The organism is Streptomyces sp. NPDC096323 (assembly GCF_040302845.1).
In the GTDB taxonomy this organism is placed as follows: domain Bacteria; phylum Actinomycetota; class Actinomycetes; order Streptomycetales; family Streptomycetaceae; genus Streptomyces.
In genome coordinates, this window is sequence record NZ_JBEOSI010000008.1 from 274321 (window position 1) to 296876 (window position 22556).

At 73.3% G+C, this 22556-nt stretch carries 22 protein-coding genes; 7 read left to right on the plus strand and 15 right to left on the minus strand.

Features of this window, described 5'->3' with window-relative positions; genetic code table 11:
• The first annotated feature begins 5 nt into the window (after window positions 1-5).
• Window positions 6-2069, plus strand: coding sequence for a SpoIIE family protein phosphatase (locus ABTX18_RS23440; protein WP_352124686.1), 2064 nt, complete (start codon window positions 6-8; stop codon window positions 2067-2069).
• A gap of 163 nt (window positions 2070-2232) precedes the next feature.
• Window positions 2233-2793: a hemerythrin domain-containing protein gene (locus ABTX18_RS23445; RefSeq protein ID WP_352124687.1), complete on the plus strand. Its 561-nt coding sequence runs from the start codon at window positions 2233-2235 to the stop codon at window positions 2791-2793.
• Between the two features lie 19 nt (window positions 2794-2812).
• Here the strand turns inward: ABTX18_RS23445 and ABTX18_RS23450 are convergent, their stop codons facing one another.
• A complete protein-coding gene (locus ABTX18_RS23450) occupies window positions 2813-3334 on the minus strand; it encodes a hypothetical protein (RefSeq protein ID WP_352124688.1) in 522 nt (173 codons plus the stop codon).
• 90 nt (window positions 3335-3424) lie between these two features.
• A complete protein-coding gene (locus tag ABTX18_RS23455) occupies window positions 3425-4030 on the minus strand; it encodes a flavodoxin family protein (protein WP_352124689.1) in 606 nt (201 codons plus the stop codon).
• A gap of 338 nt (window positions 4031-4368) precedes the next feature.
• Here ABTX18_RS23455 and ABTX18_RS23460 point away from each other — a divergent pair, with 338 nt between their 5' ends.
• From ABTX18_RS23460 to ABTX18_RS23470, 3 genes are all read left to right on the plus strand, one after another.
• Window positions 4369-6864 (plus strand): molybdopterin oxidoreductase family protein, encoded by a 2496-nt coding sequence (locus tag ABTX18_RS23460; protein WP_352124690.1) that lies wholly within the window; start codon window positions 4369-4371, stop codon window positions 6862-6864.
• The gene (locus tag ABTX18_RS23465; protein WP_352124691.1) at window positions 6861-7352 is read left to right on the plus strand and encodes a hypothetical protein; all 492 of its coding nucleotides are present in this window, start codon (window positions 6861-6863) and stop codon (window positions 7350-7352) included. The genes ABTX18_RS23460 and ABTX18_RS23465 overlap by 4 nt, the downstream gene beginning before the upstream one ends.
• Before the next feature lie 66 nt (window positions 7353-7418).
• A complete protein-coding gene (locus ABTX18_RS23470) occupies window positions 7419-7613 on the plus strand; it encodes a hypothetical protein (protein WP_352124692.1) in 195 nt (64 codons plus the stop codon).
• Between the two features lie 97 nt (window positions 7614-7710).
• Here ABTX18_RS23470 and ABTX18_RS23475 read toward each other — a convergent pair whose 3' ends face one another.
• Window positions 7711-8127, minus strand: coding sequence for a CBS domain-containing protein (locus ABTX18_RS23475; RefSeq protein ID WP_352124693.1), 417 nt, complete (start codon window positions 8125-8127; stop codon window positions 7711-7713).
• 76 nt (window positions 8128-8203) lie between these two features.
• Entirely contained in the window at window positions 8204-9427 is a 1224-nt protein-coding gene (locus ABTX18_RS23480; RefSeq protein ID WP_352124694.1) for a baeRF2 domain-containing protein, read from the minus strand.
• A gap of 269 nt (window positions 9428-9696) precedes the next feature.
• On the opposite strand from ABTX18_RS23480, the gene ABTX18_RS23485 reads away from it, so the two are divergent.
• A complete protein-coding gene (locus tag ABTX18_RS23485; protein WP_352124695.1) occupies window positions 9697-10059 on the plus strand; it encodes a DUF6479 family protein in 363 nt (120 codons plus the stop codon).
• A 93-nt stretch (window positions 10060-10152) separates the two neighbouring features.
• Entirely contained in the window at window positions 10153-11166 is a 1014-nt protein-coding gene (locus tag ABTX18_RS23490) for a DNA topoisomerase IB (protein ID WP_352124696.1), read from the plus strand.
• Window positions 11167-11199: 33 nt separating this feature from the next.
• Here ABTX18_RS23490 and ABTX18_RS23495 read toward each other — a convergent pair whose 3' ends face one another.
• From ABTX18_RS23495 to ABTX18_RS23545, 11 genes are read right to left on the minus strand one after another with little or no spacing between them, the layout of a single operon-like run.
• The gene (locus ABTX18_RS23495; RefSeq protein ID WP_352124697.1) at window positions 11200-12105 is read right to left on the minus strand and encodes a glycosyltransferase family 2 protein; all 906 of its coding nucleotides are present in this window, start codon (window positions 12103-12105) and stop codon (window positions 11200-11202) included.
• Window positions 12102-13016: a glycosyltransferase family 2 protein gene (locus ABTX18_RS23500; protein WP_352124698.1), complete on the minus strand. Its 915-nt coding sequence runs from the start codon at window positions 13014-13016 to the stop codon at window positions 12102-12104. The genes ABTX18_RS23495 and ABTX18_RS23500 overlap by 4 nt, the downstream gene beginning before the upstream one ends.
• On the minus strand, window positions 13009-14025 hold the full coding sequence (locus tag ABTX18_RS23505) for a glycosyltransferase family 9 protein (protein ID WP_352124699.1): 1017 nt from the start codon (window positions 14023-14025) through the stop codon (window positions 13009-13011). Before ABTX18_RS23505 ends, ABTX18_RS23500 begins: the two co-directional genes overlap by 8 nt.
• 5 nt (window positions 14026-14030) lie before the next feature.
• On the minus strand, window positions 14031-15464 hold the full coding sequence (gene rfaE2 / locus ABTX18_RS23510) for a D-glycero-beta-D-manno-heptose 1-phosphate adenylyltransferase (protein WP_352124700.1): 1434 nt from the start codon (window positions 15462-15464) through the stop codon (window positions 14031-14033).
• Window positions 15461-16093 (minus strand): D-sedoheptulose-7-phosphate isomerase, encoded by a 633-nt coding sequence (locus ABTX18_RS23515; protein WP_352124701.1) that lies wholly within the window; start codon window positions 16091-16093, stop codon window positions 15461-15463. The genes rfaE2 and ABTX18_RS23515 overlap by 4 nt, the downstream gene beginning before the upstream one ends.
• Window positions 16090-17331: a glycosyltransferase gene (locus ABTX18_RS23520; protein WP_352124702.1), complete on the minus strand. Its 1242-nt coding sequence runs from the start codon at window positions 17329-17331 to the stop codon at window positions 16090-16092. Before ABTX18_RS23520 ends, ABTX18_RS23515 begins: the two co-directional genes overlap by 4 nt.
• Entirely contained in the window at window positions 17328-18290 is a 963-nt protein-coding gene (locus ABTX18_RS23525; protein ID WP_352124703.1) for a glycosyltransferase, read from the minus strand. Before ABTX18_RS23525 ends, ABTX18_RS23520 begins: the two co-directional genes overlap by 4 nt.
• A complete protein-coding gene (locus ABTX18_RS23530; RefSeq protein WP_352124704.1) occupies window positions 18287-19294 on the minus strand; it encodes a glycosyltransferase family 9 protein in 1008 nt (335 codons plus the stop codon). Before ABTX18_RS23530 ends, ABTX18_RS23525 begins: the two co-directional genes overlap by 4 nt.
• On the minus strand, window positions 19291-19902 hold the full coding sequence (locus ABTX18_RS23535) for a D-glycero-alpha-D-manno-heptose-1,7-bisphosphate 7-phosphatase (RefSeq protein ID WP_352124705.1): 612 nt from the start codon (window positions 19900-19902) through the stop codon (window positions 19291-19293). Before ABTX18_RS23535 ends, ABTX18_RS23530 begins: the two co-directional genes overlap by 4 nt.
• On the minus strand, window positions 19899-20921 hold the full coding sequence (locus tag ABTX18_RS23540; protein ID WP_352124706.1) for a glycosyltransferase family 2 protein: 1023 nt from the start codon (window positions 20919-20921) through the stop codon (window positions 19899-19901). The genes ABTX18_RS23535 and ABTX18_RS23540 overlap by 4 nt, the downstream gene beginning before the upstream one ends.
• Window positions 20918-22552: a carbamoyltransferase family protein gene (locus ABTX18_RS23545; RefSeq protein WP_352124707.1), complete on the minus strand. Its 1635-nt coding sequence runs from the start codon at window positions 22550-22552 to the stop codon at window positions 20918-20920. The genes ABTX18_RS23540 and ABTX18_RS23545 overlap by 4 nt, the downstream gene beginning before the upstream one ends.
• Between the last annotated feature and the right edge of the window lie 4 nt (window positions 22553-22556).

Consider the following 22556-nt stretch of genomic DNA (forward strand, 5'->3'; position numbering starts at 1 on the left):
AGTTGATGGAAACCGCGATGGCGGCCGTGGTCCGCGAATCAGGTGCGTTCGGCGGGCTGCTGTACGTAAGGGCCCCCGACGACGACAACGCGCTGTGGCTCTCCATGGCGGCCGGCGTGCCGCTGACGATCGCCTCTCCATGGAGACGGGTGGCGACGGGCGATGCGGTGCCGGTGGCCGATGCGGTGCGCGAGAGGCAGCTGATCTGGGTCGCCGGTCAGGAGGAGATGGCACGCCGCTACCCCCGGCTCGCGCTGGTGCTCCCGTACGACTTCTCCCTGGGCGCCGCGCCGGTCGCCACCGGTACGGAGGTCCGGGGCGGACTGGTCCTGCTGTGGCCGGGAGCGCATCCCCCGGATCTGAGCCGTGCGGAGCGCGACGCCATCGAGACGGGATGCCGACGCCTGGGGGACTTCCTGCGCGAGACGGCGGACCGCGGGGAGCCGCTGCGCCCCGCCGACCGGCCTGTGACGCTGCGGCCACCCGCCGGGCGTACTCCCTCCCCCGGTGAGGCGACGGAGCTGTCCGCGTTCGTCGACCGGCTGCCGGGCGGGTCCTGCGCCCTGGACATGCACGGGCGCATCACGTTCATCACCCCGGCCGCCGCCGCACTTCTCGGTTCCGACGCGGCCACCCTCCGGGGCACCCTGCCCTGGGAGGCGCTGCCGTGGATGGACGTCCCCCAGGTCGAGGACCGCTACCGGGCTGCTCTGGTCAGCCGCCGGCCCCAGTCGTTCACGACCCTGCGCCCGCCGGACGTGTGGCTGGCCTTCGAGCTGTACCCGGACCCCTCCGGGATCAGCGTCCGCATCAGGCACGTCGACCCGTCCGAAGGAACGCGCCCCTCGCCGCAGGCGCCGGCCTCGGGCCCCAGCCGGGCCACCGTGCTCTATCACCTGATGCACCTGGCGGGCACCCTGACCGAGGCCGTGGGTGTGCAGGACGTGGTCGAGCAGACCGCCGACCAGCTGCTTCCCGCTCTCGACGCCCAGGCCATGGTGCTCATGACGGCCGAGAACGGCCGTTTGAAGATCGTCGGGCAGCGGGGCTACAGCGACGAGATCATGGACCGGTTCGACGCCATTCCGCTGAGCTCGCACATCCCCGGCAGCACGGTGCTGACCACAGGAGTCCCGGGATTCTTCACGAGCTTCGCGGATCTGAAGCGTGCGTACCCGTCGACCCAGCACGAGGACGGGATGGCCTCATGGGCCTTTCTTCCGCTGATCGCCTCGGGCCGCCCCATCGGCTCCCTTCTTCTGTCCTACAAGCGGACCCGGGCCTTCCCGCCCGGTGAACGCGCGGTCCTCACGTCCCTGGCCGGCCTGGTGGGGCAGGCCCTGGACCGGGCCCGCCTGTACGACTCCAAACACCACCTCGCCCACCGCCTGCAGTCCGCGCTGCTGCCGCACACGCTCCCCCGCATCCCGGGCCTGAGGGTCGCGGCCCGCTATCTGCCGGCTGCGCAGGGTCTGGGCGTCGGCGGGGACTTCTACGACCTGATCCGTCTCGACGAGCGCACGGCCGGCGCCACCATCGGCGACGTGCAGGGACACAATGTGGACGCCGCCGCGCTCATGGGCCAGGTACGCACCGCGGTCCACGCCCACGCCACCGTCGGCGCCTCCCCCGACGACGTCCTGGCCGGCACCAATCGCCTGCTCACCGACCTCGACCCCGACCTGTTCACCAGCTGCGTCTACGTCCACCTCGACCTCGCCCTCCACCGGGGCTGCCTGGCGACGGCGGGCCACCCGCCGCCCCTGCTGCGCCATGCCGACGGCCGCACGGAACTTCTGAGTGTCCCGCCCGGTCTCCTGCTCGGCATCGAACCGGACGAGAGGTATGCGGCGCAGGAGTTCCCCCTGCCCCCCGGCTGCGTACTGGCTCTCTACACCGACGGGCTCGTCGAGGCCCCGGGGGTCGACATCGAGGATGCCACCGCGGCCCTCGCCGGTCTCATCGAGCACGGGGACCCGAACGACCTCGATGCCATGGCCGACATGCTCGTCCGGCACGCGCCCACCCCGGGCGACGACATCGCTCTTCTCCTCGTCAGCCCCACGTGAAGGACGCGGCGCACCTGCTCCCGTGTCCTCTGTTGGGGGTCATTCGGTTAGGCGGACCGGCCCAGCAGGCGGCGAGGCTGCGTGTGCCGGAGAGCTTCGGGGGTACCCCTGGGGGGCGCGAGCCGCACCCGGCCCGCACCACGGAGGAGAAGGGATCTGTCTGATGGGTCACGGCGGAAACATCATCGCGGAACTCACCACCGACCACCGCGAGGTCGACGAGCTGTTCGCGAGGATCGAGGCTCAGCCGGTCGGTGACAAGCAGCGCCGGAAGCTGGCCGACGAGCTGACCGTCGAGCTGGTACGTCACTCCGTGGCCGAGGAGATGCACCTGTATCCGGCCGTGCGCCGGCATGTCGAGGGCGGCGACGGCCTCGCGGACAAGGAGCTCTCGGACCACGCGGCGGTGGAGCGGCACCTCAAGGATCTGGAGGGGCTGCCGGCGGACGACCCGCAGTTCAACCATCTCGTGGCGGTGCTGAAGCTCGAGGTGAGCGAACACGTACGCGACGAGGAGGGCCGGCTGTTCCCGCTGCTCGCCGCGGCCTGTCCCCCGGAGGTCCTGGACGAGCTCGGCGACAAGATCCGCAGCGCGAAGAAGACGGCCCCCACCCGTCCGCACCCCTCGGCACCGGACACTCCGCCCGGCAACAAGATTCTCGGCCCGGGAGCCGGCCTGGTCGACCGTGCCCGCGATCTGCTGTCCGGCCGCGGCAAGAGCTGAGGCCCACCGCGGCCGGGGCTCACCGCGGGTCGGGCAGGCGGAGCCGGTCGAGCAGCTCGGCGCGGTGCAGGCAGGCTATCGGCTGTACGAGATCCGGGTGGCGCAGCAGCGCCGAGGCCGCGAAGTCGTGGGCACTCGGTGCCGTCAGCCGCCGGAACTCGGCCGTCCCGGCCGAGGCGTGCTCGCAGTTGCCGACGGCGTCGACGGCGTCCCTGGCCCCTTGGGGACTGGCGAGCAGATGGACGGCCCAGCTGGCGACGACCTCGTCCACCCAGCTCCGCCAGGCTCCGTCCTCGATGCCGGCGACGCCGTCACCGTGCACCCCGGTGATCCGGTCCAGTCGCGCCGAACCGCCGGGCCCGGCCATGATCACCAGGGCGGCGTCCATGGCGGTCGGATAGCGCAGCCATGCGGCGACGGTGACGGCCTGCCTCGCCTGTGCCTCGGCCACCGCGGCGGTGAGCGCGCCCCCTCCCGCCGGGAAGGCGCGCGTCAGCCACCACGTCGTGGCGGCGATCAGGGGCGAAAGGTCTACGGGCATCACGGGCGTCCAATCGTGCGCGAATCACCGCGCACGATAGTGCCCCACCGGTTGAATGCTGTAGGACCCGGGGCACACTCGGGCGCCCCGCTATGAGTTGGGCGGGTACGGGGCCTCCGCGAGCATCCTCGCGAGGTGGGCTGCGTTGACGGCGAGGGTGTGGGTCGTGGCGGCGACCGCGTCGGGGGTCTGCTCCAGGTCCTGGTAGTCGGTACCGTGCTGCGCCTCGCCCACCCAGTAGCTCACGGCACCGGGGGCCAGGGTGAATCCCAGATCGTTGAGGCCCTGGAAGAGATCGGCGCTGACCTTGTGCGCACCATCCTCGTTGCCGACCACGGCCGCGAGTCCGACCTTGCCGTAGGTGAGCTGGCGGCCACCGTCGTCGGTTTCGGAGATGTCGGCGTTCAGACGTTCCAGTACGCGCTGGCACAGGCTCGAAGGGTGCCCCAGCCAGATCGGCGTCGAGACGAGCACGATGTCCGAGGCCATGACCTTCTCGCGCAGTGCGGGCCACGCGTCCCCGTCACCCATGTCCCGGGCGATTCCCGGGCGCACATCGTGGTCGACGACCCGTACGGTCTCTCCCGGCACGCCCAGGCCGGCGAGCTCGGCCATGATCTGGTCCGCCAGCAACTGGCTGCTCGAGCGTTCGGGGGACGGCGACAAGGTGCAGACGAGAGCGAGTGCGCGTGCCATGACGAGGAACTCCTTCGGTTGCGGGCGCCGGTAACGCCGGCGCCCCGGGCCGGGAGAGCGTTTCCCATCGGGCGGGCACGGACGCGGGGCGAACAGCGCAGCCGGGGCGCATGGGCCGGACGGCCATTGTGGTGGCGGTCCGCGCCCGGCCGGGAGTGACCCGCTGTCACCGGCGTGGAACTCACCCGTGCGGGCCCGGCGGGTTCCCGCGTGCAAGGGGCGAGTGCCGCACGCCCTTCACGGCCACGATCGTGGCGCCGCGTTAGGAGTCGTGGACTACGGGTACCGATGAGCAGTCGGCGCGCCGGGCGCCGCAGGTGCCGGCCCGGGAGGCAGGTATGGAAACGTCGGTCGACCGCATCGCGGAACCGTGGGGCAGCCGTACTCCCTATGCCCGAGGCGAGTCGTGGCCCGCACGCATGGACACCCACCTGGCCGAGGGAGTGGCGCCCGGGACGGTCGAGCGGTGGGTGAGGACCGCCTCGATCCTGCACTCCGACGGCGATGCCATGGATATCGCGGTCAGGGACGGCCGCATGGTCGGGGTACGCGGCCGGGTGACGGACCGCGTCAACCGCGGACGGCTGGGGCCGAAGGACGCGTTCGGCTGGAGGGCCAACGCGGCACCGGACCGGTTGACCGCTCCGCTGATCCGGCGCGACGGGCATCTGGTCGAAACGGACTGGGACACGGCGATGCGTGCGGTGGTGGAACGGTCGCGCGACCTGCTGGAAGAGCGCGGGCCGGGAGCCATGGGCTTCTACACCTCGGGCCAGCTGTTCCTGGAGGAGTACTACACGCTGGCGGTTCTGGCGCGGGGCGGCATCGGCACGAACCATCTCGACGGCAACACGCGCCTGTGCACGTCGACGGCGGCCGAGGCGCTGAAGGAGTCCTTCGGCTGCGACGGCCAGCCCGGCACGTACGACGACATCGACCACGCGGACGTGATCGCGCTGTTCGGTCACAATCTCGCCGAGACACAGCCCGTGCAGTGGATGCGGATTCTCGACAGGCTCGCGGGAGGCGATCCGCCGCGACTGATCTGCGTCGATCCGCGGCCGACGCTGGTGGCCCGTGCGGCCACCGTTCACCTCGCGCCCCGGATCGGCACCAACGTCGCTCTGCTCAACGCGCTTCTCCACGAGATCATCCGGGCCGGCCGTGTCGATCACGACTACATCGAGGCCCACACCGTCGGCTTCGAGGAGCTGGCGAAGACCGTCGCGGACTGCACCCCGGAGTGGGCGGAGCGCATCTGTGACGTGCCCGCCGCCCGCATCGTGGAGGCCGCCGAACTGCTCGGCACGGCGGACAGGCTCCTGTCCACGGCGCTGCAAGGCGTCTACCAGTCCCACCAGGCCACGGCCGCGGCCGTACAGATCAACAATCTCCATCTGATCCGCGGCATGCTGGGGCGGCCCGGTGCCGGAGTCCTGCAGATGAACGGCCAGCCCACCGCGCAGAACACCCGCGAGTGCGGCGCCGACGGCGACCTGCCCGGGTTCCGCAACTGGCAGAACGACGCGCACGTGGCGGACCTCGCGAAGGTCTGGAACGTGGAGCCCGCCACGATCCCGCACTTCGCTCCGCCCACCCACGCGATGCAGATCTTCCGGTACGCGGAGCAGGGCTCGATCCGCATGCTGTGGATCAGCGGCACCAACCCCGCGGTCTCCCTGCCCGAACTGTCGCGCATCCGCTCCATCCTGTCCCAGGAGCGGCTGTTCGTGGTGGTGCAGGACCTGTTCCTCACCGAGACCGCGCAGTTCGCGGACGTGGTCCTGCCGGCAGCCACCTGGGGGGAGAAGACCGGCACCTTCACGAACGCGGACCGGACCGTTCACCTGTCCGAGAAGGCCGTCGAGCCGCCGGGGCGGGCCAGGCCCGACCTCGACATCTTCCTCGACTACGCCCGGCGCATGGACTTCCGGGACAAGGACGGCGGGCCGCTGATCCCCTGGCACGATCCGGAATCCGCGTTCGAGGCCTGGAAGCACTGCAGCGCCGGACGGCCCTGTGATTACACCGGTCTCACCTACGCCAGACTTCGCGGCGACAGCGGCATCCAATGGCCGTGCAACGCGCAGGCACCGGAGGGGACGGCGCGGCTGTACGGCGCCGGCATCACGTGGGCGGCACCGGGCGCGTGCGAGACGTACGGCAAGGACCTCATCACGGGCGCGTCCGTCCCGCCCGAGGAGTACCGCTCCCAGAACCCCGACGGCAAGGCCATGCTCAAGGGGGCCGAATACCTTCCGCCGCACGAGGAACCGAGCAGCGACTTTCCGTTCCAGCTGACGACCGGGCGCACCCTGTACCACTTCCACACCCGCACCAAGACGGGCCGTGTCCCCCAGCTGAACGCAGCGGCACCCGACGTCTGGGCGGAGATCTCCTCCTCCGACGCGGCGGCGCACGCGTTCGACGAGGGTGATCTCGTGGAGATCGCCACCCCCCGGGGCTCGCTGAGGGCACGGCTGCGTATCACCGACATCCGCAGGGGGCTGCTGTTCGTGCCGTTCCACTACGGCTACTGGGACACGCCGTCCGGGTCGGGGCCGGACGAGTCGACCGCGCCCCGCGCGGCGAACGAGACGACGGTGACGGACTGGGACCCTGTGTCGAAGCAGCCGCTGTTCAAGACCGCTGCGGCCGCGGTCACCCTGGTCGAGAAGAGGACGGGACAGCCGGCCCCGGCCCCCACGACGACCGCGTCGGCACCGTCCCGGCCGGGCGGTGTGCCGCCGACCGTCGGCGGCGCCGCGGCCCAGGTACGGGAGACGACCGCCCCCGACGAGAACGGGAACAGCGCCGCAGGAGGTGCCCGGTGAACGGAATCACTCTCACGCTGCGCGCTCTTCACCACGGAGAGCGGCAGCTGGCCAAGGAACTCGTGGTCAGCTCCGAGCGGCACAGCACGGAACACGAGATCGTCCACGTCGCCAAGGACCTGGCCGGGTGGTCGAACGAGCACTGTCTGCGCCTGGCGGAGACGGCGGCCCATTACGACCTGGATCTGGACGGCCCGTCGCAGGTGTCGGCGACGGGTCCTGTCGCCGCGCTCCGGAAGGTGGCCGCCGAAGCGGCCGGGCACCGGCCGGAGCCGGGCCTGCTCCTCCTGCGGGATCTGCGGGAACTCCACCTGGCGGCCGTGGGCAACTCCTTGTACTGGGAAATGCTCGCGCAGGCCGGGCAGGCCGCGAAGGACACCCGTCTGAAGGAGCTTGCCGCGTCCTGCCATCCGCAGACGCTGCGGCAGATGCGCTGGGCCAACACCATGATCAAGAACCTGGCGCCGCAGATCCTGACGAGTCTCTGAGGAGCCCGTCGGTTCCGCAAGACGGATGGACGAGTTCGGCAAGACGGACGAAGGAAGGGAACCCTGATGACCCCGAACGAGAGCCGCGATCCGCGCGATGACAGCCGGCCCCCGCGTACCGCCGCCGAAGAGGTGGCCGAGGAGGCCGAACGCGCGGCACGCAAGGTACGCCCCAGTGACCGGGACGACGGCGAGCCCAGTGAGGGCGACGCGCTGACGACGAACACCGAGGCGCAGGAATCAGCGGCCGACGACCGCTGATTCCCGCACTCGGCCGGGCCATGGACCCGGGCTGCACTCGGCCGGGCCATGGACCCGGGCTGCATCGGCCGGGCCATGGACCCGGGCTGCGACGCGTTCAGTCCGAGGACAGTGCCTCGAGCAGATCCCCTACCTGCGGCGAGGGCAGGGCGCGCGCGACATCGGCCTGGGCGACCATGCCGACCAGGACGTGCCCGTCGATGACCGGCAGCCGCCGCACCTTGTGGCTCCTCATCGTCCGCAGGATTTCCTGCGCCTCGTCGTCCGCTCCGATGGTCACGACCTCGCCCTGCGCCAGCTCGCCGGCCGTCGCCTTCGCCGGGTCCTTGTCGGCGGCCAGCACCTTGATCACGATGTCCCGGTCGGTCACCACTCCCTTGAGCCGCTCGTCCTTGCCGCAGACCGGCAGAGCGCCGACTCCCAGGTCCGCCATCTTGTGGGCGGCGGACAGGACGGACTCGTCGACGCCTACGCATTCGGTGCCAGGGGTCATGATCTCTCGCGCGGTGGCCATGGGGCCCACCTCCCGTCTGTTGCTGCTTTTCGTGTTCTCTGCGAACCACTGTTCGCTGTCGGACTTCTGGCTGTTCCTACGCAGTCCCTTGATCCGGTCCGTCCGGCGCGGCCCACCGCAGCAGGGCGCCCAGGCCACCGACGGGTTCGGGCTCGGGCTCGGCGGGTCCCGTCGCCGCCGCTGCCCGGTTGTCGGCCGCGAGGTCCTCGGCCGGGTCGCTCACCCGGCCGGCACGGGAACCCACCACGATCGCCTCCGCTCCTGTCACGGCCGCCGACCGCAGCAGCGCGTCGTCGGCCCGGACCGAGAAGGGCTCCGGCTCGCCGAGCGCCCTGGCCTCCGTCCGGCGCACCGCGATCTGGTCCGCGCCCGGCCCTGCCCACACCTCACGGTGTGCGTCCGGGCCGTCGGGTTTCAGCAGCAGAACGTCGATGCGGTGCTCGCGCGCCGCCTCGACCAGCGCCGGCACCCCGTCGGCCGCGGCTGTCAGGCCGTCGCTGCGGGCGCGGGCCGCCGTGAACCGTTCGACCGCATCCGATACGCGGCGCTGTTCCCAGGTGCGCACGTACTCTTCGATGTCCCGGTCGAGCGCGGTGGGGTCCGTACCCGCCGCACGGCCGCCGTGCGAGGTCTCGACGACCTCGGCCTGCAGAGCGTCCGGCAGGCGTTCGTGGACGGTGCGGCGTTCCCGCTCGTCGCCGGCGAGGACGACGAGCCGCGCCCCGGTCCGCGCGACGGCGTCCTCGACGCCCGATGCGACGGTGCGCGCGTTCTCCTCCCAGGTGTTCTCGACGGAGAGCTGGAAGTGGCGCTCGGACCAGTCCGTCGAGGCCGCGCGGTGCACCGGCCAGTCACGGCCGCGTACCTCGCCCTGATCGCTGTGCGCGGCGGCCGTGCGCAGTTCCAGGTCGGCGCCGGTCCGGTCGACGTACACGACGAGACAGTCCGGCCGGTCCGGGGCGAGTTCCACCAGTGGGGCGACGTGCGGCAGCGGCCCCCAGGTGGCGAACGATCCACCGGGAGGCGGGACCGTCAGCACCGGGTCGAGGACGACCTCGCCGCCGTTGGCGAACACCGCGTGTCCTGCGGCACCCTCACCGTGCGGATAGGCGCCGATCGCCTCGCCGATGGCCCGGCAGGTGGCTTCGTCGCCCCCCTGACCGGCCAGTTCCTCGCTGATGCGCCTCGCTTCGAGTTTCCGGCGGCTGAGTGTGGCCTCGTCCGCCAGGGAGGTGTCCACGTACGCGGTGGCCCACGGGCCCGCGCGTTCGTACAAGTCCGCAAGAGGTGCGAGTTTCATGGGTCCTCCCGTCCCAATAGGCTGTGGTCGCGGTGGGTACCCCGCCTCGCCGGGGTCATGCGGAACCCGTGAGCGCAACCGCGTGTGCTGCCGCCGCCCCGGTACGTGCCCCGCCGGAGGCCGCGGTTTGGAAGTGCCGCGCAGGGGGACCCGAGGAGGTGGCCGGTAGCGGGCCGGGGTGAACCGGCTGCGGGAACCGGGATTCAGGGGTGTTTCCCGCAGCCGGACCCCTGGGCCCGCCGGGTGGAGGCGAAGGGTGTGATGTGCAGATGAAGACGAACAGGCGACGTCGCAACGGGGCGGGGGCCCACGCCTCCGGCACCCGCCGGCTGGCCGGGGCCTCGGCGTGTGCCGCGGCCGTCGCGCTCGTGGCCGGCGTCGTACGCGGCCGCTCCCACGCCCGCGCGGACCGCGCGTCGACGGGCCCGGGGCACCGGGGGGAGCGCTGGGAGCATCCCGAGGAGACGGGCGCGAGGCAAGCGGACGACTTCGGGGCGGAGGGCGAGCGGCTGACCCCGCACGAGCTGAAGGGTTACGGGAACGTCGGCACTCGGCCCGCGCCCCCGGGGAACGACGACCGGAACGACGGCAATGACACGGGCGCCTTCGGCAGCGGAGGGCCCGGCGCCTGACCGCGTGGCCGAGATGACGGCTCACCGCGCGGCGGCCCCGGCGGCCGTCCGCGCGCAGGGCACGAGCGGCTTCACGCCGACGGACGGCGAGGCATGCGACTGAGAACTTCGGACCCTCACGGGCCGGGCTTCGGCCGCCGCCGGTGTGGCGGCGGCTTCCGGTACGTCGACGCGTCGGGCCGGGCACTCGACGCGCAGGACCTGCGGCGGGTCCGGGAGCTGGTGATCCCCCCGGCCTGGAAGGACGTGTGGATCTGCCCGTGGCCCAACGGCCACCTCCAGGCTGTCGGAACCGACGCGGCGGGACGACGCCAGTACCTCTACCACGACGAGTTCCGCAGGCAGCAGGAGGCGGCGAAGCACGCGCACGTACTGGAGGTCTCCGCTTCCTTCCCTCTGCTGCGCGAGCGGGTCTCCCGGTCCCTGGACGAGCGGGGGCTGACGCGCGCGCGGGTGCTGGCCTGCTCCATACGCCTCCTCGACCTCGGCCTTCTCCGTATCGGCTCGGAGGGGTACACCCGGGCCAATGAGACCTTCGGCCTGTCGACGCTGCTGCGGGAGCACGTCGTCTGCCGCGGGGACGAGATCCGGATCGACTTCCCGGCCAAGCATGCGAAGCGGCAGACCCTGAGCCTCGTGGATCCGCAGGCCGCCCAGGTGGTCCGGGCGCTGCTCCGGCGCCGCCAGGACGATCCGCGTCTGTTCGCCTGCTGGGAGGGCCGCGCCTGGCACACGCTGCCGAGCGGCCAGCTCAACGAGGCCCTGCGGCTGCTGGCCGGACTGGATCTCACGGCCAAGGACTTCCGCACCTGGCACGCCACCGTCCTGGCGGCGGTCGGCCTCGCCATTTCGACCCGTGCCCGGGAGGAGTCGGCGACCGCCAGGAAGAGGGCCGTGGCCCGGGTGGTGAGGGAGGTGAGCGGCTATCTCGGCAACACTCCCGCGGTGGCCCGCGCCTCCTACATCAACCCGTTGGTCATCGAGCGCTACGACGCCGGACGCACGGTGGCGAGGGACCTGGACCGGCTGGGCGAACACCGGGTGTACGGGCAGCCGGCCACGCAGGGGGCCGTCGAGGAGGCCGTACGCAGGCTGCTGAGCGACTGAGCCTCGAGTCCCACCCCACATCCAGGCCGGCACTCAGCCCACGTAGCGCCGTGCGGTGCCCTGCCGCTGGGCCTTCTCCAGCGCGGCAAGCCGGGCCTCGACGGCCGGGGCGACGGGCCGGCGCTGCCGCAGCACCCAGGGAAGGCCCTGGACGGCGTACGCGAAGGCACGCACCGAGGCCCTGTCCCTCGGCACCGTGGCGATGAGGTACGCGGTGCGCCTCAGGGCCGCCCGGGCCGGGCGCCTCAGCCAGGTGAACCAGAGGGTGTTGCGCAGACCGACGACACGGCGCTCCGTGGAGTCGCGGGCCGTGGAGGCCGCATGGTGGATGACCGCCTCGGGGAGGTACGCCATCCACCAGCCGGACTCCATGAGGTCGGTGGCCAGCAGTTCCTCCTCGCCGCCGATCCAGAGACCGGGATGGAAACCGCCGGCCTCGCGGAAGGCCGAGGTCCGCATCACCGTGGCGGCGGCGAGGAAGGACCCGATGGCGGGGCCGGGGAGCCAGTCGGGGCCGGTGAGCGGAGAGTCGCGGAGTTCGGCCACGACGGGGTCCTCCTCGCCGGCCGGTTCGACGACGATGCGCGCGGTGACGGCGGCGAGCCGTGCGTGGGCGTCGAGCCTGTCCGCCGCTGTGCGCAAGGAGCCCGGCTCCCACCAGGTGTCGTCGTCGCAGAAGGCCACATAGGGGGTGTGTACGTGACGCACGGCGAGGTTGCGGCCGACCGCGCCAAGATTTTGCCCCGGCGTGAGCAGAAGCACCTGGGGAAAGAGCTCCCGCACCGCCTGTGCCGTGCCGTCGTCGGACCCGTTGTCCGTGACGATGACGCGCGGCTGTTCGGGGAGGCCGGACAACAGGCCGAGCGTGCGCAGGAGTTCGGGGCGGCGGTTGTGGGTGATCACGACCACGGTGACGCGCGGGTCCGGTGCGGTGTTCATCGGGCGGGCCTCCCGCGCGGCGTGCCGGTCTCCACCAGCCTGATCTGGTCCTCGACCCACCCGGGCAGCCTGCGTCGTTGCCGCAGGGCGGCGGGCAGTCTGACGAGGGTCTCGCGCAGGGCCTGGCCGGCGCCCGGGCGCCCGCGCCTCCAGTCGTTCAGCAGGCCGGCCGTCGCACCGAGTGCCACGGGCAGTGGTCTGCGGAGCCACGCGGTGAGCAGGGCGTTGCGGCGCAGGGCGACGGTGCGCCCCGGCCGCTCGCCCGGTGCGGGGCCGTGATGGGAGAGCAGCGAGGGCTCGTACACGACTCCCCAGCCCGCGGCCGTCAGGTCGTAGGCGAGGAGGGTCTCCTCACCGCCGAAGAAGAGCAGCCCGTGGTAGCCGCCCGCTGACAGGAACGCCGAGCGGCGCGCGACGACGGCGCAGCCGAGGAAACCCAGCACGGGCGTGCCGGGGACGTCGCACCGCCCGGGCAGCCGTGAGCCCGCGAGGAGGGCGTTGACGGGGTCCTCCGAGCCGCCGGGCTGTACGAGGGTGCGAGCGGCCAGGAGGCCGAGGCGGGGGTAGGTGTCGAACAGGGCCGCTGCGGTCTTCAGGGCCCCGGGCTCCCACCACGAGTCGTCGTCGCTGAACGCCACGTAGGGCGTGCGGGCGTGACGCGCGGCCAGGTTCCGGCCGACCGCTCCGGTGTTGTGTCCCGGGGAGAGCAGCTGTGCCCCGGACGGGTGGTGGCGTACGGCTTCCGCCGTGCCGTCGGTCGAGCCGTTGTCCACCACGAGGACCGGCGGCTTCTCGGGGAGGGCCTGGAGGTGGTCGAGCGTCCTGAGCAGACTCTCGCGCCGGTTGCGGGTGATGATCGCGACCGTGGTCCGGGCGTCCTCGCCCGAGTCGCCCCGTGCGCGTTCAGGCATACGCGGTCACTCCCGTGGTTCCGTAGCGCTCGAGGGCGGTGAGGGCGCTGTGCGCGACCTGGCCGGCGTCGAGCCGCAGCAGCAGCGCGTCCGGCTCGCCGGCGTGCGGGTCGCCCGGCGGGCCGGGATGCCAGAGCGCGATGTGCCTGCGGTTCTCCGGAGGTCCCCACAACTGCGGGGCGACCGGCCCGAACAGGGTCACGGACGCGGTGCCGTGGGCGTACGCGAGATGGGCGGGGCCCGTGTCACCGCTGATGAAGAGCGCGGCGCCGGCGATGAGCGCGGAGAGCTCGTCGAACCCGAGGGTCCCGGCGAAGACGTCGTGCCGCGAGATGCCGGCGGCCGCGGCGACCTTCGCGCACACGTCCTCCTCCCCCGGGCCTCCGGTGACGACGACGCGCCGCCCGGTCTCCCGGACGGCCGCCGCGACGGCGGCGTACCGGGCGGCCGGCCAACGGCGGGCCACGGAGTCGGCACCGGGGTGGAGGACGACGGCCCCGGGCGCCGGGGACGGGAGCGGCGGGGGTGCGATGCGTACGTCCGCGGGGTCCGCCGGGATCCCGTACGCCTCCAGGAACCGGCACCAGCGCTGCCGTTCGTGTTCTCCGGCTCGCCAGCGCGGCGGCGCGGGGTGGCCCGGTTCGGGGCGGGCGTAGGAGAGCAGCCGGCCGGGGGCGAGGGCGGCCAGCGCGTCGTGGCTCCGGGTTCCGTTGCCGTGGAGGTCGATGGCGAGCTCCGGCGGCGCCCCCGGCCAGTGGCTCAGCGAGGGCACCTGGCGGCCGTTGTCCGCGGTCGGGAAGTGCTCGTCGACGGTGCCGGTGGCCCGGACGGCGGGGCCGAGTCCGGTGGGCGCCGCCAGCACGATGTCATGGCCGGGGAACGCGCGCCGTACCCCGCGCAGCGCGGGCACTCCGGCCAGCAGATCGCCCAGCCCCAGGGCGCGCAGGATCAGCACGGTGGGGCGTTCACCGGCGGGCGGGGCCTGCTCCGGACGCGTGCCAGGGGCCACCGGGGTCACCTCCGTCGCGTGGGTCGTGCGGGGCTCACGGGTCCGAGGGCGGCCCGCTCCACCAGCCTGGTGCTGGAGCGGCCGTCGAGGTACGGGAGCAGGACCACCTGGCCGCCCCAGCTCTCCAGGAGCCCGGCTTCGGGAAGGTCGGAGAGCGCGTAGTCACCGCCCTTGGCCCAGACGTCGGGCCGCAGTTCCGCCAGCAGGCGTTCCGGGGTGTCCTCGTCGAACACGATCACCGCGTCGACGCAGTCCAGCGCGCTGAGCACCCGGACGCGGTCGGCGGCCGGCACGACGGGGCGCCCGCCGCCCTTGCGGCGCCGTACGGACGCGTCGGAGTTCACGCAGACGACGAGGCAGTCCCCGACCTTGCGGGCGGCCTGGAGGAGTTCCACGTGTCCGGCGTGCAGCAGGTCGAAGCAGCCGCCCGCGGCGACGACGGTGCCGTGCCGCTCGCGGACGCGTCGCACCACTTCATGGGCCCCGTCGGCGGGTCCCCTGTCGCCCTCGGCCGCGGCGGGTCCGTGCAGCACCGCGTGCGCCCCGCCGTCGCTGACGAACCGGGCGGCGGCGCCGACCGCGTCCCGTACGGCCATTTCGGGCAGTTCTCCGTCGGCCAGCCGCCCGGCGACCGTGACGGCGAACCTGTCTCCGGCTCCACAGCAGTCGCCGGTCGCCTTCCAGGGGGCGGGGACGAGCAGCGGAGCGCCGTCGCGCACGAGCATGGCGCCGTCCTCCCCCAGGGTGACCGCCATGGAGGCGATGTCCCACCGGTCCAGCAGGGTCCGGGCGTCCGCCGCTGCCGTGCGCAGCCGGTGGCGGCTGTTCTCGCCCGGGGCGGAACCGGCGGACCGCCGTGCGTCCTGTTCGGCGAAGTGACGGGCTTCGGACGCCGCCGGCGTGGCCATCCGGGTGCCCGCGACGGGTGGTCCTCCGGCGGGGTGCGGGTCCCAGACGAGGGGCGCGTGGGCGGCCCGGCGGGACAGGGCGTCGCGCAGGACGTCCGCCACGCCGCGGCCGTAGTCGGCGACCAGGACCGCGCGGGCGCCGGCGACGGCCTCGTCGGCCTCAGCCGTGGTGCCGGCGGCCCGCCCGTCGCCCTCGTCGAGCCGGAGCAGCGGACGGCCGTCGGCCATGAGCCTGGTCTTGGAGGCCAGTGTCCCGGTCAGCGGGATCTCGACGAGACGGACGCGGTCCCTGAGCATGTCCCGTACCGCGCGGGAGGACTCGTCGTCGCCGAGGGCGGTGACGAAGGTGATGTCCCTGCCGTCCGCGGCGGCGAGGCAGGCCGCGAGGGCCGCGCCGCCGGGACGGGCCCGGCGCTCGGCGTGTCCGACGACGGGGACGGGCGCGTCCGGTGCCAGGCGCTCGGCGCGTCCGGAGACATCGAGGTCGAGCAGGGCGTCACCGACGATGAGCAACGGGGTGCGGGGCTTCATGCGAGGTCCTCCTCGGTCGGCCGGCCGTCCACGGACCGGGGGCGCTCGCTGCGGGCGGCGCGGGCGGCGATCTCCCGGTCGAAGCTCTCGCAGATCATGTGGACGGCGACCAGGTGGAGTTCCTGGACCGTCGACGCGACGCCGGCCTCGACGGTCAGGGCCTCGTCACTGGCAGCCGCCAGCGGGTTGGGCGCGGGTCCGGTGAGGGACCAGACGGGCATGCCGATGCGCATGGCCTCGGTCGCCGCGCCCAGGAGGTTGGCGCTCGCGCCGCTCGTCGACAGCAGCATCAGCACGTCTCCGGGCCGTCCGTGGGCGCACGTCTGCCGGGCGAACACCTCGTGCACGCCGTAGTCGTTGGCGATGGCGGTGGTGGACGAGGTGTCGGCGTGCAGGGCGATGGCCGAGTACGCCGGGCGGTCGTCCCGGTAGCGGCCGACGAGTTCGGCCGTCAGGTGCTGTGCCTGGGCGGCGCTCCCGCCGTTGCCCGCCACGAGCAGCCTGCCTCCGTCGGACAGGACGCGGGCCAGGGCCGCGCCCCAGCGCTCCGTCACTCCGGCGGCCCGTCGGAAGGCCGGCAGGGCGCGCGCCAGGTCGTCACAGTGCTGGCCGGGGGTGATGAGCTTCATCGTGCCACCTCCGTGGGCAGGGGAACCGGTGTGAGCTGGGCGTAGACCCGTGCGACGCCGTCCGTCACTTCGTCCCAGGTGTAGCGGGCGAGTGCGTGGGCGCGGCCGGCTTCTCCGTACCGGGCGCGCCGGGCGGGGTCGTCGAGAAGGGAACGGATCGTGGCGGCCAGATCGTGGCCGCCGTCGTCGGCGGGCGGTACGAGGGTGCCGGTGACCCCGTCGACCACGGTGTCCAGCTGGCCGCCGACGGCCGTGGCGACGACCGGTGTTCCGCAGGCCATCGCCTCGATGGGCACGATGCCGAACGGCTCGTAGCGGGGCAGCGACAGCAGCAGGTCGGCGCTGGACATGAGCGCGGGCATCCTCTCCTGCGGTACGCAGCCAAGCATCGTGACCCGCTCGGCGACGCCGTACTCGGACGCGATCTTGCGCAGCCGTTCGGCTTCCGGATCGGCGAAGAGCAGGGGGGCGTCGGGGCCTCCGGCGATGAGGAGTTCGGCGTTCGGCACGTCGGCCAGGGCCTTGATCGCCCGGTCGAATCCCTTACGGGGCACGAGGCGCCCGACGGACAGGAGGCGGCGGGGCGCACCCGGTGGACGGCCCGGGTCGGGCACGGGCGAGAAGCGGGTGGTGTCGACGCCGCAGGGGACGACGGAGATCCGCTCCTTCGGGACGCCCATCGCGACGAGCTCGACGACCTCGTCGGCGCACGTCGCGATGGTGCGGTCGGCCTCAAGGCCGATCCGGGCCTCGATGTCGATGCGTTCGGGCGGGCTGGTGTCCTCCGGGCCCTGGTAGCGCCTCTTCACCGTGCCGAGCGCGTGATAGGTCTGCACGACGGGGATGCCCGTGCCGCGGGTGCCGGTGAGCGCGGCGAGGCCGGACATCCAGAAGTGGGCGTGGACGACGTCGGGGCGCGCCAGGCGCCACATCCGGGAGAGGTAGCCGCCGAAGTCGGGCATCCAGGCGAGCAGTTCGTCCTTCGGTACGGCGGTCGGCGGTCCCGCGGGCACGTGGACGACCTTCACGCCGAGCGGTGTGCGGACGAGCGTGGGGAGGTCGGGGCTGTCCCGCCGGGTGTAGACGGTGACGTCGTGTCCGCGCCCGGCCAGCCGTGCGGCCAGTTGCGCCACGTAGACGTTCTGTCCGCCGGCGTCGGGGCCGCCCAGCTCGGCGAGAGGGCTCGCGTGTTCGGACACCAGGGCGATCCGGCCGGGGCGCGGCTTGGAGTACGTCATCGCGTGACCTCTTTCATGAGTCGTTCCCAGTCGTCCAGAAACCGCTGGACTCCGTACCTGGCACGGGCCGCGGCGCGGGCCCGCTCCCCGACCCGTCGGGCGTGGCCGATGTCCGCGAGGAAGTGGCGCAGCGCATCGTTCAGCACCTCGGGCCGGTTGGACACCACTCCCGCGTCCGGTGGCACCGCTTCCCGGACCTCCGTGGTCCCCAGGGCGACCACGGGCATGCCGAGGAACATCGCTTCGAGGAGGGAGAGCCCGAGCGAGGTCCACCGCACCGGGTGGAGGTAGACGCGGCGCTGTGCCATGGCGGGGTGGAGTTCGCTCTGGGGGAGTTCGGCGGTCCGGCAGAGTTCCGGCGGCAGCCCGAGCCGGTCGGCCAGGTGCTGCGTGCCCATGCCGAAGACGTCCAGCGGCGCCGCGGCGGCGAAGCCGGGCAGCAGGTCCGTGCCGGTGGTGCGGCCGCGGCGCACCGGTTCGTTGACGACGACGGCGGCCCGGGGTTCGGTGCCCGTCCACAGGTGCCCGGGGTCGATGATTCCGTGCTCGATGACGTCGGTGGGGGCGCGGCCGTTGTCCCACATCAGCCGGTTGAAGTGGGTGACGTGGACGACGGGGATGTCGGAGCGGTCCGCCAGCGGGTGCACCGTGTCGACGGCGGACTCGTGGGGGCTGTTGTGCTCGACGTACACGGCGGGGACGTCCTGTCCCGGCCGCCGGCCGGTCCAGGCACGGGTGAGCTCGATCTCGTGCGGCCGTTGGAGGACGACGAGGTCGATGTCGGTGTCCCGCAGTTCCTCCGGAGTGCGCTCACGCACGCTCTGCGGCCAGGTCCACGTCCGGGCGCGCCCGAGCCCGTCCGGACCCCGGTCGGGCGTGACCGGCACGAGGTAGGTGTGCGGGCCCTGGACGAAGGAGGTCAGCCATGAGCCGTGCACGTGCCAGATCAGAATGTTCATGAGCTCTCCTTCAGCAGCTTGTGCACGGCGCTCACCACGTCCTGGGCCGTGACGCCGTTCAGGCAGGGGTGTCCGGGCACCGGGCACACGCGCGCCCGGCTGTCGGCGCACTCCGCCAGCTGGTCGCCGAGCAGCACCGTGGGAACGCCGTACGGGGCCCACCGCTCGGCGGGCACGACCGGCGCGAAGAGGGAGACGACGGGGGTTCCGACGGCCGCGGCCAGATGGGCGGGGCCGGTGTTCGCACAGACGAGCGCGTCGGCGCCCCACAGCACGCCGGACAGTTTCCGGGGGCTGGTACGCCCTCCGAGGTCGACCGCGACATCGCCGCTGACCAGCCGCGTCAGCTCCGTCTCCCCGGGCCCTCCGGTGACGACGACCCGGTGTCCCGCGTCGGCCAGCAACTGGACTGCCTCGGCGTGCCGTTCGGCGTCCCACGACCGTGCCGCGGCGCTCGCACCCGGATGGACGACGACGTAGGGGCCGTTGCCCGTCAGCGCGGCGGTGTCGGGCGGCGGAAGGACGCGCAGCCGGCCGTCGTCCCCCGGCGGCGGCGGGAACCCCATGGCCGCGGCCACGTCGAGGGCCGCCTCCGCCTCGTGCCTGCCGGGAAGTCTGTGGTGCCGTACGTCGAGGAGCTGTCCGGCGTGGTCGGTGCTGTCGGCGCCGATGCTGCGGACGCCGGCCATGCGGAGGAGCAGCGCCGTGGGCAGCGGGCTCTGGTGGAAGGAGGTCAGGACGAGCGCGGCGTCGTAGGCCCGGGCCCGCAGCGAGTCGACGAGCCCCGGGATGTCCGCCTCCTCGACGGGTGGTGGGTGGGTGCCCTCCCAGGGCGCCTGCCAGACGATCACGTCGTCCACGCCGGGGAGCATGCGGGCCGCGGGCTCACCCAGGGGCCCGCACAGCATGGTGAGCCGGGAGGCGCGCGCTGCCGCGGCCCGGACGGCGGGGCCGGCGAGCAGCACGTCACCGAAGCTGTCGAGTCGTACGACGAGTACGTTCATGCCGGCCCCCCGTCGGTCGCGCAGGGGACGGAGTCCCGGCAGGGCCGGGTCAGCAGGCGGCGCACAGCGGACAGGATGTCGGGGGCGGGTTCCGCCTCGGCCGCCGTCTCCCGGGGCAGGGTGGCCGCGGTGGGGACGAGGATGCCCTCGGCGCCGGCCGCCCTGGCGGCGAGCACGTCGGCCGCGATGTCACCGATCACCACGCAGTCGGCGGGGCGCACCCCGAGCAGCCGGGCCGCCTCCGACACCAGTCCGGGGCGCGGCTTGCGGCAGTGGCATCCGCTGTCGGGGTGGTGCGGGCAGTAGAGCCAGACGTCGAACGGGCCGACCGTCTCGTCGACGCGCGCGTTGACCCGGCGCACGTCCTCGTGGGTGAGCAGGCCGCGTCCGATCCCGGACTGGTTGCTGACGACACCGGTCCGCAGACCGGCCTCGCGTACGAGCCGTACGGCTTCGGCGGCGCCGGGTATCGCACGGACCCGGCGCGGGTCGGCGTTGTAGGGCACGTCGTGGACCAGGGTTCCGTCCCGGTCGAACAGGACGGCGGCCGGGCGGACGGCCGGTCCGGGGACCCGTGGCTCTGCGGTTTCGTCGCGGCGTTCCGTCATGCGTGGCCCCCCCAGGGCGTGGCGCCTCGGTGCCGTACCCGGCCCACGGCCCAGTGGCGGACGGCGAGGGGCGGGATGACGACACTCGTGCCGATCATGGTCGCGACCTCGGGCGCGGTCCTCGGTCCGGGGGCGATCCGGGCCCAGGCGAACTCCGCGGTGCCCAGGGCCCACAGCCCCGCGGCCACCGCCGCGCCCCGGCGGCGTCCGCCCAGCGCGAGGGCCGCCGCCGCGAGGGCGGCGGCGGTGACGGCGAGGTGGCGGGGCAGCCGGCCCCGGGGAGCCGCGGCCCTGGTCCACCAGTCGGCGCCGTGGAGGTGGTGCATCAGCGCGTCGTCGGCGTTTCCGCGCTGTGCGCGTACGGAGACCATACGGTCCGCGGGCCGGACGGGGTGCAGCGTGGAGCGGCTGCCCCTGGCGAGCCTCCAGCCCGCGTCCATCATGCGCAGGGCCAGGTCGGCGTCCTCGCGGAACGCGCGGCGGAACCGTTCGTCGAAGCCGCCTGCCGTCATCAGCGCCTGGGTGCGGTAGGCCATGTCCGCGGTGGCCCAGGCGGCTTCCTGGAGGCCCGCCGTGCAGCGTTCCCAGTCGGTGGGCTCGCGGTCGGTGGGCAGCGGGACGGTCAGCCGGCCCTGCACGCCCACGGTCATCGGACCGGCCCCCGCCAGGTCGTCGGCGAGCCGGCTGCCCCAGTCGGCGGTCACCCGCACGTCGTCGTCGAGGAACACGACCCAGGGGGTGGCTACTTCCCGCAGGCCCGCGTTGCGCGCGGCGGCCGGTCCCCGCCCGCCGGTGGCGAGCAGCCGGAGACGGTCCGTCAGCGGGCCCGCGCCACGGGTCTCCAGGGGGCCGTCGGCGGCCGGGCGGTCGTCGACGAGGAACACCTCGTACGGGGCGGGCAGCGCCGCCGCGGCCAGCGCTTCCAGGCAGTCGGCCAGGCAGCGGCGGCCGATGGTGGGGATGACCACGGAGTAGGAGTCGGGGGACAGGTCCTGGTCGCTCGCGTCGCCCGCCGTCATGAGAACGCCTTCGCGCGGCGGACGAGGAAGGGGCCGATGGCCAGCAGGTCGACGGGCGCCGATCCGAAGCATTCCAGCGCCTCGCGCGGGTGGTCGACCATGGGCCGGCCCGCCGTGTTCAGGCTGGTGTTGACCACGACCGGCAGCCCGGTCCGCTGTTCGAACGCGGTGAGCATCCGGGCGACGAGTGGCTCGGTCGTACGGTCCACGGTCTGGATCCGCGCCGTGCCGTCGACGTGGACGACCGCGGGGATGCGGGACTTCCACTCCTCGGCCACCTCGTGGACGAAGAGCATGTAGGGGCTGGGCAGCGGCCCGTCGAAGAGTTCCGATGCCCGTTCGGCCAGGACCATCGGGGCGACCGGGCGGAATTCCTCCCGCCCCTTCACCGCGTTCAGCCGCTCCAGGTTCTCGGCGCGTCCGGGATGGGCGAGCAGGGAACGGTGGCCGAGCGCCCGGGGGCCGAACTCGCTGCGGCCCTGGAACCAGGCGACGATTCCGTCCTGGGCCAGTTCCTCGGCCACGGCCGCGGCCAGGTCCTCGGGTTCCTCGTAGGGCAGCGCGGCCGTCTCCAGGATCCGCCGCAGCTCTTCGTCGCTCCAGCCCCTGCCGAGTGCCGCGGTGGCCATCGGCCGTACCGGGCCCTGCTCCGCCGCGACGTGCAGGGCCGCGCCGAGGGCGGTTCCGGCGTCACCGGCGGCCGGCTGCACCCAGACCCGTTCGAAGGGCCCTTCGCGGTGCAGTCGCGCGTTCGCGACGCAGTTCAGGGCCACTCCCCCGGCGAACGCCAGGCCGGTGGCCCCGGTGCGGTCGTGGAGCCAGCGGCCCAGGTCGAGAAGGGTGTCCTCCAGGCAGCGCTGGGCACTGGCCGCGAGGTCGGCGTGCTCCTGGGAGTACGGGTCACCGGCGCTCCTGGGCGGCGCGAAGTCGCTCCAGCGGACGTCACTGGCGCTGAAGCCTCCGTCGCCGCGTCCGTGGACCCGTTCGGCGATCCGGTCGGCGAAGCGCGGCCTGCCGTACGAGGCGAGCGCCATCACCTTGAACTCGTCGCTGCTGCGCAGGAACCCGAGGTGGTCGGTGAGTTCCTCGTAGAAGAGGCCGAGCGACTCCGGCAGCGGCTGGGTGGACAGGACGTCGAGCCGGCCGGCCGTGTAGTTCCCGGCCAGTTGCGAGGAGCACTCGCCGCGCCCGTCGAGGACGAGCACCGCACAGTCGCCCAGGGGCGCGGCGAGCCCGGCGGACGCGGCGTGCGCCACGTGGTGGGCGACGAAGCGGACCTTGTCGGGGTCCAGGCCGGGCAGCGTCTCGGCCAGGAATTCGGGAGCCTTGCGGGCGTAGACCTGCCGCAGCCGGTCCCATGGGTCGTCCAGGCCCATCTCCTCGGCCGGACGTGCGAGTTCGTGGTCGTACGAGTAGGCGACCGCGTCCAGGTCCGCCGGCGTGAGGCCGGCCTTCTCCAGGCACCACCGGGCGGACAGTTCCGGCAGTTCCCAGGCCGAGAAGGGCAGGGGTCGCTTGCCGTGCTTGCGCCTGCTGAAGCGTTCCTCCTCGGCGGCGGCGACGATCTCGCCGTCGATGACGAGGGCGGCCGACGGGTCGTGGAACAGTGCGTTGATGCCGAGCACACGCATGCGG